We start from the raw sequence: 12,651 nt of genomic DNA, 5'->3' as shown, positions 1-12,651 counted from the left end.
ACATTCGGCCACACAACGGGATTCGGGAACGCTCAGTTCTCGGCGGCGGCGGCGACGCCGGCGCGACGGCCGAAGAAGCTGCTGTCCCCGAGCGACGTGCCGCTCGCGTAGCCCCCCGCACACACGCCGGAGGTGCACCGGCCCGCGGCGAACAGGCCCGGGATCGGTTCGCCCGAGACGTGCAGGACCTCCGAGTTCACGGTGGTGCGCAGGCCGCCGAGGGTGAAGCCCGCGGTGCAGTTGCGCAGGTCCAGGGCCGCGACGGGGGTGCCGATCGGCGTGACCCACTCCGGCTTCTTCCCGAGGACGGGATCGGTGCCGGCCGCGGCGTGCCGGTTGTACACCTCGACGGTGGCCTGCAGCGTGCCCTCCGGCAGGCCCATGTCGGATTCGAGTTCGGCGACGGTCTCCGCCGCCCACTTCGGCGGGAACCGGAAGTACGGGGTGGAACTCGTCGTCGTGCAACCTTCCTCGTATGCCGCCTCGTCGATGATCAGGTACGCCTGGTTGTCGTTCTCGAGGAGGGTGAGCTGCCCGATGCGTCCCGGGTAGGTGTCCTCGGGAACGTACCGCTGGCCGCGGCCGTTGACGAGGATGCCGCGCGCCATCAGCTGCGGGTCGGCGAAGAACGCCACCTCGGTGGCGTTCATGTGCGCGAGGTCGGCGCCGAGGGCCTGGGCCATCCGGATGGAGCAGCCGTCGTGCTCCTCGATCGCGGCGCCCGGGCGGCCGATCAGCTGCGGGGCGAACGAGGTGACCATCGCCTCGTTGTAGGCGAAGCTGCCGGTGGTGAGCACGACGCCGCGCCGCGCCCGCACGAAGACCTCGTTCCCGTACTTCTTGGCGGCGATCCCGACGACCCGGTCCGTGTCGTCGACAATCAGCCGCTGCGCCCGGATGTCGAAGACGGATGTCACGCCGAGGGATTCTGCCGTCTCGGCGAGCGGCTTCATCAGCATGTACCCGCCGCCCTGCTCACCGGTGCGCTTGTTGCTCATCTGCGGCACATGGCCGCGCGGGGCGGGTGTGGCGATCTCGTTGAACGGCGCGGAGTTCTCGCCCCCCGAGTACATCAGACCGTCGTCACCGGGGATCTCCCATCCGGGCTCGCCCCAGAACGCCGGTTTGAAGACCACTCCGTTGTCGGTGAGCCAGTGGTAGTGCTCGACGCTGCCGTCGCAGTATTCCGAGATCTTGGCCTCGTCGGCGCCGGGGCCGAGAGCGGCGAGCATGAATCTCTTCATGTTCTCCGGGGTGTCCTCGAACCCGAGCTCGCGCTGCAGCGGGGTGCCGCCGCCGAGGTAGACGATTCCCCCGGACAGGGAGGCGGCACCGCCCCAGCCGCCGGTGCGTTCGAGGATCAGCACGTCGGTGCCGGCCCGCGCGGCCTCGATGGCGGCCGAGACGCCGGCGATGCCGTAGCCGGCGACGACGATGTCGGCTTCGTGGTCCCAGGCGGTGACCTCTGCGGCACGGAGCGGGCGGAAGGGAGCTGTGGTCATGGAGGTGTTTCCTTCTCGGTCGTGACCGTCAGCGGGTCGGTTCCAGCGTGGCGGCGAGCTTGTCCAGGTAGGCGAGGATCTCGTCCTCCGAGCGGTCGGGCAGGCCGAACATCACTTCGGTCACGCCGAGGTCGCGCCACTGCTGGAGCTTGGCGGGGTCGGGCCGGCCGGCGAGGACGACGATCTCCGGGGCGCCGGCGCGGCCGGCCTCGGCCCAGGTGGCGCGCAGCCGCTCGACGTTGTCGTCGATGTCGCGTTCGATCGGGGTGGTGATCCAGCCGTCGGCGGAGCGGGCGATCCACGCGAAGGTGCGTTCGCTGCCGCCCGCGCCGATCAGCACCGGTGGGCGGGGCTGCTGGATCGGCTTGGGCCAGGCCCAGCTCGGGCCGAACGAGACGAACTGCCCGTCGTAGGAGGCTTCCTCCTCGTTCCACAGCGCCTGCATCGCCTCGAGGTATTCGCGCAGGGCGGTACGCCGCTTGCCGGGAGGTACGCCGTGGTCGGCGAGTTCCTCGGCGTTCCAGCCGAAGCCCGCGCCGAGGACGACGCGCCCGCCGGAGAGGTGGTCGAGGGTCGCGACGGTCTTGGCCAGCGTGATGGGGTCGTGCTCGAGGGGCAGGGCGACCGAGGTGCCCAGCCTGATGGTCGAGGTGACGGCCGCGGCGAGTCCGAGGGCGACCCACGGGTCGAGCGTGCGGCGGTACCGGTCGTCGGGCAGCGTCGCGTTGCCGGTGCCGGGGTGTGCGGATTCGCGGCGCACGGGGATGTGGGTGTGTTCGGGGACGTAGAACGCGTCGAAGCCGCGTTCCTCGGCCGCTAGGGCGGCCGTCTCGGGCCGGATACCGCGATCGCTGGTGAACAGGGTGATGCCGTGACGCACGGAAGCTGCCTCCCTACTTGTCGGGTCCCCGCAACTGTAACGCGTTCTAGTGATTGGTGGAACCCGTTCCAGACGCCTGTCCATTTTTTCGGTCAGGTCCCGGCGCCGGCCCGGGGAAGGCGCACTACGCTGGCGGGCAGGCGTACGAAAGGTGAGGACGATGGCGGAGCCGAGTGCAGCATCCCGAACGAAGGCGCGGTCCGCTTCGCTTCTCGGCGCGGACCTGAAGCCGGCCCAGCGCGCCCGCTACCTGAGGATCATCGAGGCCGCGAAGGAACTGGCCTCCGAGGGCGGATACGACGCGGTCCAGATGCGTGCCGTCGCCGAACGGTCGGGCGTGGCGCTGGGCACCGTGTACCGCTACTTTCCGTCCAAGAACCACCTGCTGGTGGTGGCGATGGTGCTGCTGTTCGAAGATCTGAGCAACAGGTTCGGCGACACCGACATCCCCGGCGACTCGGCTCACGAACGGATCATGTCGGTGCTGCACGGCTACATCGGCCGGCTCGAGAGCGACCACAACCTCTACGACGCGCTCGTGCGTGCGGCGATGTTCGCGGATGCCTCGTCGTCGGCCGAGCTCGACCGGCTCGGAGCGATCATCACCGGGATGTACGCCCGGGCGGCCGGGGTCGAGGTGGTCAGCGAGCAGCTCCTCAACGCGGTGCACGTGATCGCGGACGTGTGGATGTCGAACCTGGTGAGCTGGGCCGCCGGTCGGGCCACGGCGGATCAGGTGATGGCGCACATGGACAGCGTGGTGCGGCTCGTGTTCGACCGGCTGGAGAAGCTGCAGGCGATCGGCTGACGCGGCCGCTGCGTCCGGGGCGCGCATGCGCGCCCCGGACGCGACGGATCAGGCGGGAACCTCCACGATGCCCACGGTCGGGAGGAAGAAGCACGACGTCTCGCCGTTCTGCACCGTGCCGAACACGGCGGCCAGGACAGTTCCCGAGCCGGTCGCGACCGGTGCCGCGCGGACTCCGCCGAGCGGGACCGCGCCTGCGAAGAAGTTCTGCACCGCGGCGGCGACGAGGGGCTTGGCGAACTCGGGCAGGCCGCCGGGCACGGCGAGGGCTGCGGCCTCGGCGATGGTGCCCATGGGCACGAACCCGCCCTGGAAGGTGTTGACGTTGAACCAGGCGACCTGCATGCCGGTGGTGTTCCCGCTGTCCTTCTCGACGCCCATGGGCACGAAGGCGAACAGGGTTTCGCCGGGATCGACGGCATTGACGGGACCGACCATCGGGATGTTCAGGTTGGGCCACGGGCCGGGAGCCGCGCCGGCGACGGCGGGGGCGATACCGAGCGGCAGGCTGCCGCCCTCGGTGCAGAAGGGCGCGCCGGTGGGGTAGAGGAACGGTTCGATGCCGAGGCCGCGCAGGAACTCCACGGCGTCCTCGTAGGCGGAGAGCGGCGAGTTCTCGGCGACGTCGGTGGCACCGCCGCGGGCGGAGCCGATGGCCTCGGCGGCGGCGAGCGCGAGCGCATCGGCGCCCGGCTGGGCCCGGAGCGTCTCGAGGGCGCCGAGGAGCGGGTCGGGCGCCGGCGCCGCGGCGACTGCGGGGTCCGCGGGGGGTTCGGCGGCCGCGACGGTCGGCAGCGCCAGAGCAGCGGCCACGGTGAGGGAGGCTGCGGCGGTGAGCCGGCGCAGCCTGCGCCGGGTGGTCCTGGTGGTCATGCTTCGCTCCTGTACGTGGTCGGAACCGGAACACCCCCCGCCCCGGAGTCGTGCGACGGCTCCGGGGCGGAGACCCATGGGTCTGGTGTTACTCGTGTGACTCATGGTGTTGGTGGGATCTAGCAGACCACAGGAAGAACAGACCGGCCAGTCCGGCGCGGCGTGGCGTTATTCAAACGAAACGAGTTGTGGCCGGTTCGAGACCGGACATTTCAGTCGTGGTGGGGTTCAACCGGCGTCTGCCCCGAAGTCTCGTCCGGATTCCGGCGCAGATGCAGCAGGCTGACGGTGAGACCGCCCCACACCAGCCCCAGCGCGACGAGCATCATCCCGATCGCAGATCCACTCACAGTCTCTCTCCCGCTTCCGTCGATTCGGTATGCGCCAGCTCGGCGTCGGTCAGGCCCCACGGTGCGAAGGACAATGCCACCGCGATCACGATCACCAGCGCCTGCACGCCCCACCCGAACGTCATGACGAGTGCATCCGGCAGGTCGTTGTAGCCCTCCCGGCTCCGATCCACGATCTCGCTGATCAGCATGTAGCCGAGCACGATGGGTGTGAGGACGCCGGCGAAGACCCGCCAGAGCAGGCCTACCCGGAACGACGACACCGAGTTGAGATGGTCCTGCAGTTCGGGCAGCCGGCGCAGCCCCCATGCGAGCACCACGAGCGTCGCGAAGGCGACCCCGACGATGCCGAACTGGTTGGCGAAGCGGTCGACCACGTCGAGGGTGTTCAGGCCGGTGGTGGTCGGGAACAGCAGCAGCGAGGTGACGCTTGCGACGCCACCGACGATCAGGACCGCCGGCACGCGGGTGAGGCCGGTCTTGTCCTCGACGGCCGACACGCACACCTGGATGATGCTGATCAGCGACGTGAAACCCGCGAAGACGAGCGAGCCGAAGAACAGCAGGCCGAACAGGGAACCGCCCGGCATCTCCGAGACGATCGTCGGGAACGCGATGAACGCCAGCCCGATACCGCCGCTGACCACCTCGTCGACGGCGACGCCCTGCGCCTGTGCCATGAAGCCGAGCGCCGAGAACACGCCGATTCCGGCGAGGATCTCGAAGCTCGAGTTCGAGAAGCCGACGACGAGACCGGAGCCCGTGAGGTTGGTCCGGTGCTTGAGGTACGACGAGTAGGTGACCATGATGCCGAACGCGACGGACAGCGAGAAGAAGATCTGCGCGTAGGCGGAGATCCACACCCCGGTGTCGGTCAGCGCCGACCAGTCCGGCCGGAAGAACGCGTCGAGACCGGTGGCGGCGCCGTCGAGGGTCAGCGCCCGCACCACCATGCCGGCGAACAGCACCAGCAGCAACGGCACGAAGAACCGGTTCGCCGCGCCGATGCCGCGCTGCACGCCCAGACCCAGGATGACGAGCACCACGAGCCAGATCCCGAGCAGCGGCCACGCCACGCCCGGGACGAAGTCGAGGCCGAACGTGGCGTCCGCGTTCATCTGCAGGAAGTCCTGCAGGAAGAAGGTCTCCGCGTCGTCGCCCCATGCCTGCGTGGCCGAGAAGAACGTGTAGCGCAGCGCCCACGCGATGATCACCGCGTAGTACACGCCGATGACGAAGCAGATGCCCACCTGCCACCAGCCGAGGCTCTCGGTGGCGCGCTTGAGGCGGTGGAACGCCAGCGGCGGCGACCCGCGGAACTTGTGACCGATCGCGTAGTCGACGAACAGCAACGGGATGCCCGCGGTCAGCAGGGCCACCAGATACGGCACGATGAACGCACCGCCGCCGTTCTCGTACGCGATGTACGGGAAACGCCAGATGTTGCCCAGCCCGACCGCCGAGCCGATGGCGGCGAGAATGAACACCGACCGGCCGGACCAGACCTCTCTCTTGCGCACCGCTGCGTCCTCTGTCACTGACGTACCTTTCCTCGGTTACAGACTGTCGACGCTAGCGCCCCCGCGGCTGCCTCGCGGCTGATCCGGGAGGGCGGACGCGGTGTGTCGGAGCGGAGCTCAGTCCCGCCACAGTTTGTCGAGTTCCGGACCCGGTTCCTCGTCCGGCGGGGCGCCGCGGTAGCGCAGGGCGAAGATCACCCAGCCGATCGACGCGATCATCAGGAAGCTCACGAGCCGGTATACGACGACGGCGGCCAGGGCCTGCGCGCCGGTCATCCCGCTGGCCGTCAGCGCGGGCACGAGCACGGCGTCCATCACCCCGAGCCCGGCCGGCAGGAGGGGGATTGCGCGGCTGGCGGCGGTACCCGCGGCGTACGCGACGGCGATGCCGGCCAGGCTGGGCTTGCCGCCGATCGCGTACGCGGCGAAGGCGAGGCACGCACCGTCGCACAGCCAGTTGAACAACGACCAGCCGAACGCGCGCGCGGCGTGGGTGCGGTCGAGCTGGACCGCCTGGAGCTGCGCCACGATCCGCTTCCAGGCGCGGGCGCCGGCCCGCGCGGGCTTCTTGCGCAGGCGGTTCACGCCGCGCAGCGCGATGATGCCGATCGACTCGAACGCATCCGGCCGGCTTGCCGCGTACTGCACGAGCACCACGAACGCCGCGAATCCGCCGAGGGAGAAGATGAGCGAGAACGGGTTGGTGGTGGCACCGACGAGCAGCGCGCCGACCAGACCGAGCAGCGCCAGGCCCGCGGCCTGCAGCAGACCGGCCATCACCAGCTGCCAGGTGGAGACGACGGGGCTGGCCCCCCACTTGCGCATCTGCCGGTAGGTGAAGGTGGTGGCCACCACGGGTCCGCCGGGCAGGGTCACGCTCATCGAGTTCGCCGCGTACGCCACCGACAGGGACTGGCGCTGCGTCACGGTGACCCCGGCCGCGGACAGTAGGGTGCGCTGTACCCGGGCAAAGCTCGACATCTCGGTCAGCGCGGCCAGGATCGCCGCGCCCACCCACCACCAGCGCAGGTCGCCGAGGCTGCCGACGCTGGTCTTCAGTTCCGGCCAGACGAGAACGACCTCCACGGTGAGGACGAAGACGAGCACGAGGCCGAGCAGCCACTTGAGGCGCCGGCGCCGGGTCGGCGACATTCCGCCGTTGCCGTTGCCGTTGCCGTTGCCGTTGCCGTTGCCGTTGCCGTTGCCGTTGCCGTTGTCTCTTCCGTGGCTCGGGGTGTGGTCGTGTTCGCCCACGGACGCGCCCCCGTTCTCACCCGCATCGGTCATGTGGTCGTGGGCCAGTTCGCCAGCGTCTTCCGGTACAGGTCCTCGACCTCCGCGACCCGTGTGCCGAGCTCCTCGAGGGTCCAGTCGCTCACGTCGATGGGATCGAGGACCACCACGTCGACGGTTCCCGGCCGCAGGACCGTGGAGTGCTTCCACAGCACCTCCCCGGCGTTGCGGATCACCACCGGCACGATCGGCACGCCCGCCTGCATCGCGATGTGGAACGCGCCCTTCTTGAACCGGCCGATCTCCGGGGTCAGGGAGCGGGTGCCCTCCGGTGCGATGATCACCGAGGTGCCCTCGCGCAGCGTGTCGACCACAGGACCGAGTGCGGCCTTCGCCTGCTCGGTGTTGGCCCGGTCCACGAACGCCGCACCGACGAAGCGGAGCACCAGCCCGAACAGCGGGTCGCTGGCCATCTCCTTCTTCGTGACCCCCGTGAAGCTGTGCCGCAGCACCCGCGCCATGATCACCGGATCGAGCTGGCTCTGATGGTTGAAGATGAACACCGCGGGGCGATGTGACCAGGCGTTGGCCTCGTTCCGAATGTTCACGTCGATGCCGGCGAGCGCGAGGGGCACCTCGCCGGTGAGGGTGGCGATCGAGTCGAGCGCCACCTTCTTGTTGCGGTTGAGCAGGCCGAGGCCGACGCCCGTCCACACCGAGCCGAACAGTCCGCCGTACGCCGCGAGGGTGCGGATCACCTCCTTGGTGCCCGGCGTTCCGCGCGGCCTGAATCGCAGGATCGGCCAGCCTTGCTCGGCGGCGGTGCGCTCGAGGTTCCGGTCCGGATTGGTCGGCGTCGGATTGCCCATCGTGGCGAGGAAGTCGGCGTCCTCGCCCCCGTTGGAATACGTGTAGCTCTGCTCGCGATCGATGTTGTTCGCCTCCGCGAACGCCACCACGGCCTGCGCTTTACCGCTGCGCCACAACGACTTCCCGTCCACACGGCCCGTGAGCACCCCGTCGCGCACCTCGAGGGGGCTGAACAGGACGTGCTCGACGCCGAGCGCATCCGCCGTCGCCTGGATCTGGTAGCGCGACGCCGAGGACGCGATCACCACCGTGTGCCCCGCCGCCTGATGCGCCCGGATGAGCTGCCACGCCTCGGGATAGATGTGGCCGGCGATCGTGGAGGCGAACAGCCGGCGCCCGATCTCGTACAGCTCCTCCTCGGTGTGCCCGCCCCACGCCTTGAACGCCACCGCGACGAACCGCTCGAAGTCCGCCTCGGTGTCGTGGCCGCGCAGGCCGTTGAGCATGGTTGCGGCGAGTTCGGCGGCGCCGACCTTCCCGGCGAGCAACCGGTCGCGGAAGAAGTGCAGACCGGAGAAGCCGTGGACGATGGTGCCGTCGAAGTCGAAGAATGCCGCGATCTCCGGACCCTTCGGCCCGGTACGCACGCGCTCGAGCGCTTCCTCGAGGATCACCGCTCCGCCTTTCTGTTGGATACGTCGAGAGACTCGGCGAGCCGGACCCGCTCACCCACCGCCAGCAGCTGTACCGCGAACTCCTCCCGCTTCTGCCGAATCTCCTCGCCCCCACGTTCCAGCAGCCCGCGGTTGGCGGCAAGCTGTAACGCCGTCGTGAACAGTTCCGACGAGACCGATTCGGGTCCGAACAGCCGGCCCTGCAGCAGCATCTGCCGGCCGACCGCGACGCACTCGTCCAGGAACGCCTTGCGGTCGACCTGCAGGGACGGGTCGCGCCGCGCGAGCCGCTCGGCGACGACGAGCTGCGCGTCGAAGAAGGACCGCAGAGCTCGGTGCACCATGAAGAACCCGGTTTCGAGGAGCGCGGCCAGCGCGAGTTCCACGTCCGGCAAGGCGTTGCGCCAGGACGGCATCAGCAGGGCGATCTCGTCGCGCATGTCGGCCTCGAACCGGTCCCGGTCGGGGAAGAAGAACTCGAACTTGAGCAGGTCGCGCGCCGCCTTGGCCTCCTCCCACGCCGCCCGCACCGGGTCGAGGCCCGGATTGGCGTGCGCGTGGAGGATGGCCAGCTCCATCAGGGCACGGTTGACGAACCAGTGCACGCCGCTGTTGCGATAGAACGCCGCGACCAGGTGCTGCCCGGGCTGGATCGCGTAGACCGGCTCGTCCCCGCCGGCGTAGGTGGTGACCACACCGGCATCGCTCAGCGAGGCGAGGACGTTCGCGAGGCCGCCCTCGATGTCGAGGACGCCGAGTTCGCCCTGGGGTATCCCGCGGGCGTCGATGTACCGGCGCACCGGCGCGATCACCGCCCGCACCTCGTCCAGGGTCAGCGCCCGGTCCCGGACGCCGAGCAGAGCGAGGGTGACCAGGCAGTTCACCGTGACCGGGGTGTGGCAGTTGATGCCCACGGCCACCTCGAACGCGACCTTCTGCAGCGCCTTGCGGCTGCGCTCGCTCCCGGGCTCGGCCGGCTCCCCGGACAGCTCGGGGTCCCCGCTCGTGGCGAGCTGCGAGCGCATCGACAGCGGTTCGCCGAACCGCACGTACACGTTGCCCGCACGACGCCGCTGATTGCGCGCGTACCGGGCCAGCCAGGCCAGGCCCTCGGGCTTCTTCTGGGCGCCCGTCTGTTCGGCCGCGACGGCCGCGACCTCGGCGAGCCCCTCGTAGGTGATGGACACCGGCACGAGCATCGCGTCCTCGACCCGGCCGCTCCGAATGGCGTTGGCCACATAGTTGAGCAGGCCGTAGCGGGGCGCGCGGAGTTTGCCGGTGCGGGTGCGGCCACCCTCGAAATACCATTCGAGGTTGAACCGCTTGGTCAGCAGATACGCGAAGTACTCCTCGAGCGCCGCCTTGTAGACGGCGTCGTCGCCGAAGCTACGGCGGATGAAGACGGTGCCGGTGCGCCGGGCGATCGGGCCGATCGGCCAGAACGTCAGGTTGGCGCCACCCATGAGGTGGTTCCGCGGAAAATCGTTCCGGGCCAGCACGTCGCCGAGCACGAACGCGTCCGCGTAGGACCGGTGCGACGGCAGGAACACCAGCGGATACCGGCGGTTGACGTCGCGCAGGCTCCGCAGCCCGGACTCGTCGGCGTGCACGGTCCACGCCGCGGAGTGCAACGGGCGCATCATCTCGGTGAACAGGTCGGTCACCAGCCGGGACTGGACGGCGACGAGTTCCCCGAGGGCGGACGTCGCTCGTAACCGGACCTCCTCGGGCGCGATGTTGTGCTCGGTGCTGATCGCGTCGAGCCGCCGCCGGAACGACGCCGAATCCATGATCTGCTCCGCCACCAGCCTCGGCACCTTGTACCGGTCGCCGATGACGGCACGCTCCGCCCGGTCGAGGCCCACCACCGCGCGGTGCGTCACGAACCTGGCGAACGACTCGGGTGCCGGATCGCCGTCCTCGGCCAGGTGCCGGGCCCGCAGCTCGCTCAGCCGCGCCGGCTCGGCGAGAACGATCCGATACCGGTCGGGGGACCGCCCGACCAGCCACTTCTGCAGGAGCCGGTTCGGGCTGCGCGGGTTGGTCAGCGCCACGACGTCGGAGAACCGGACCCGGCGCTCGCCGTCCCGGGCCTCCGGCAGCCACACCACCCCGACTGGGAGCACGAGGGGATCGTCGTCCCGGTTCACGAGATCGCGCGCGAGCCGGCGCGGGTCGAGTTCCATCTCCTCGACCGGTCCGTCGGCGCGGTACTCCTTCGGCACCCGGTCCGACCGCAGCCAGCTCGCGATCAGCTTGCGCTCGATCGGTGTCGTCGTCTCGGCGACGACCACCGTCGGTTGTCTCCCGGATTCCGAGCCTCGCCCGTTCGTGCTCATGTCACCCCATTCCCGGATAGCCCGAGTGAAACGTACCGCGTCTCCGGCACCGGCTCCGGTGCAACCACACGAGAGACCTTCGGCACTTCTGCCGGCGCGCGATCCGGTCCACCCTGAGGCAAGGTGGGCAGCGTACCGACGTTCGACAAGCCTCATCGGGGAGGAACTCCGTGACCGGCACCGACCGATCCGAACCCGCATACGCGGCGATCCGCGAGACCCACACCTCGGTGGTGTTCTTCGTCGGGGGCCGCGTGCACAAGCTCAAGAAGCCACTCGATCTCGGGTTCCTCGACAACCGGACCCGGCAGGCGCGGGAGCGGGCCTGCCACCGTGAGGTCGAACTCAACCGGCGTCTCGCCCCGGACGTCTACCTCGGCGTCGCCGACGTGCGCGGGCCCGACGGGCAGGTGTGCGAGCACCTCGTCGAGATGCGCCGGCTGCCCGACGACCGGCGGCTCGCCGCGCTGGTGCAGCGGGGCGAGCCCGTCGCCGGGGTCGTCACCGCCGTCGCGCGGCAGGTCGCGGCCCTGCACGCCGCGTCGCCGCGCGATCCGGCCATCGACCGGTGTGCCACGGCGCAGTTCCTCGACGGATTGTGGCGCGAGAGCCTCGACCACCTCGACCGCCTGCCCGTCGGGGCCGAGGCCGGCGACGCGCTCACCGCGATCCGGGACATGGCCGGCCGCTATCTCGCGGGCCGCGAACGGGTGCTCGACGAGCGGATCGCCGCCGGGCGGGCCGTCGACGGCCACGGTGATCTGCTCGCCGACGACATCTTCTGCCTCGACGACGGCCCCCGGATCATCGACTGCCTCGAGTTCGACGACCGGCTGCGCTACGGCGACGCCGCACTCGACATCGCCTTCCTCGCGATGGATCTCGAACGGCTCGGCGGCGAGGCGGCGGCGCGGCAGCTGCTGCCCGCCTATGCCGAGTTCTCCGCCGACGCGTTCCCGCCGTCGCTGATGCACCATTACATCGCGTACCGGGCCGTGGTCCGGGCCAAGGTCGCCGCGCTGCGGCACGAACAGGGTGACGAGCACTCGCGCGCCGGCGCGCTCGCGTTCCTGGACCAGACGCGGCGCAACCTCGACCGGGGCCGCGTCCGCCTCGTCGTCGTCGGAGGTCTGTCCGCCACCGGCAAGACCACCGTGGCCCATCTCGCCGGGCAGCACCTGGGTGCGACCGTGCTGCGCAGCGACGTGGTCCGCAAGGAACTGGCCGGTCTCGCCCCGACCGCCGATGCGACCGCCGCCGTCGGTGCCGGGCTCTACAGTGCCGCCCACACCGACGAGACCTACGGGGAGGTGCTGCGCCGCGCCGCCGTCGCGCTCACCCACGGCGAGTCGGTCGTGCTGGACGCGACGTGGCTCACCGAGGCTCGTCGCGCGGCGGCGCGTGCGGTTGCGGCCGCCGCGACCGCCGACCTCGTCGAGATCGAGTGCCGGGCGGACCCGGCGGTGCTGGTCCGCCGCATCGTGGCCCGGCGCGAGCGGGGCGACGACGCGTCCGACGCCACGCCCGCCGTCCTGGACGAGCAGCTGCACGTGCGCGACGAGTGGCCCACGGCTCGCGTCGTGGACACGAGCGACGGCGCCCTCCCCGATGCCGCGTGGCTGGAGCGGGAACTCGGTCCGGGACCGTGGTGAGGACAGGCTC

At 70.3% G+C, this 12,651-nt stretch carries 10 protein-coding genes; 2 read left to right on the top strand and 8 right to left on the bottom strand.

What is annotated here, in order from left to right; all coding sequences use genetic code 11:
- Window positions 1-32 precede the first annotated feature (32 nt).
- Together OCS65_RS23245 and OCS65_RS23240 are read right to left on the bottom strand one after the other, a co-directional pair.
- Window positions 33-1,502, bottom strand: coding sequence for an FAD-dependent oxidoreductase (locus OCS65_RS23245; protein ID WP_029541694.1), 1,470 nt, complete (start codon window positions 1,500-1,502; stop codon window positions 33-35).
- A gap of 28 nt (window positions 1,503-1,530) precedes the next feature.
- Entirely contained in the window at window positions 1,531-2,382 is an 852-nt protein-coding gene (locus OCS65_RS23240) for an LLM class F420-dependent oxidoreductase (RefSeq protein ID WP_263507746.1), read from the bottom strand.
- A gap of 160 nt (window positions 2,383-2,542) precedes the next feature.
- Here OCS65_RS23240 and OCS65_RS23235 point away from each other — a divergent pair, with 160 nt between their 5' ends.
- The gene (locus OCS65_RS23235; RefSeq protein ID WP_006936229.1) at window positions 2,543-3,190 is read left to right on the top strand and encodes a TetR family transcriptional regulator; all 648 of its coding nucleotides are present in this window, start codon (window positions 2,543-2,545) and stop codon (window positions 3,188-3,190) included.
- A gap of 48 nt (window positions 3,191-3,238) precedes the next feature.
- On the opposite strand, the gene OCS65_RS23230 is transcribed toward OCS65_RS23235, so the two are convergent.
- The 6 genes from OCS65_RS23230 to OCS65_RS23205 form a co-directional block, all read right to left on the bottom strand.
- A complete protein-coding gene (locus tag OCS65_RS23230) occupies window positions 3,239-4,063 on the bottom strand; it encodes a hypothetical protein (protein ID WP_006946975.1) in 825 nt (274 codons plus the stop codon).
- A gap of 212 nt (window positions 4,064-4,275) precedes the next feature.
- On the bottom strand, window positions 4,276-4,413 hold the full coding sequence (locus OCS65_RS23225) for a methionine/alanine import family NSS transporter small subunit (RefSeq protein WP_072634473.1): 138 nt from the start codon (window positions 4,411-4,413) through the stop codon (window positions 4,276-4,278).
- Window positions 4,410-5,951: a sodium-dependent transporter gene (locus tag OCS65_RS23220; RefSeq protein ID WP_006946971.1), complete on the bottom strand. Its 1,542-nt coding sequence runs from the start codon at window positions 5,949-5,951 to the stop codon at window positions 4,410-4,412. Before OCS65_RS23220 ends, OCS65_RS23225 begins: the two co-directional genes overlap by 4 nt.
- A gap of 99 nt (window positions 5,952-6,050) precedes the next feature.
- Window positions 6,051-7,220 (bottom strand): lysylphosphatidylglycerol synthase transmembrane domain-containing protein, encoded by a 1,170-nt coding sequence (locus OCS65_RS23215; protein ID WP_263507742.1) that lies wholly within the window; start codon window positions 7,218-7,220, stop codon window positions 6,051-6,053.
- Entirely contained in the window at window positions 7,217-8,650 is a 1,434-nt protein-coding gene (locus tag OCS65_RS23210; protein WP_006946961.1) for an HAD-IB family hydrolase, read from the bottom strand. The genes OCS65_RS23215 and OCS65_RS23210 overlap by 4 nt, the downstream gene beginning before the upstream one ends.
- A complete protein-coding gene (locus OCS65_RS23205; protein WP_263507740.1) occupies window positions 8,647-10,989 on the bottom strand; it encodes a glycerol-3-phosphate 1-O-acyltransferase in 2,343 nt (780 codons plus the stop codon). The genes OCS65_RS23210 and OCS65_RS23205 overlap by 4 nt, the downstream gene beginning before the upstream one ends.
- A 170-nt stretch (window positions 10,990-11,159) precedes the next feature.
- On the opposite strand from OCS65_RS23205, the gene OCS65_RS23200 reads away from it, so the two are divergent.
- A complete protein-coding gene (locus tag OCS65_RS23200; protein WP_263507738.1) occupies window positions 11,160-12,641 on the top strand; it encodes a bifunctional aminoglycoside phosphotransferase/ATP-binding protein in 1,482 nt (493 codons plus the stop codon).
- Window positions 12,642-12,651: the final 10 nt, after the last annotated feature.

Source organism: Rhodococcus aetherivorans (assembly GCF_025722975.1).
GTDB classification, from domain to species: Bacteria; Actinomycetota; Actinomycetes; order Mycobacteriales; family Mycobacteriaceae; genus Rhodococcus; species Rhodococcus aetherivorans.
Note: the sequence above shows the minus strand (reverse complement) of the source record. Positions and strands in the feature narration are given on the sequence as shown.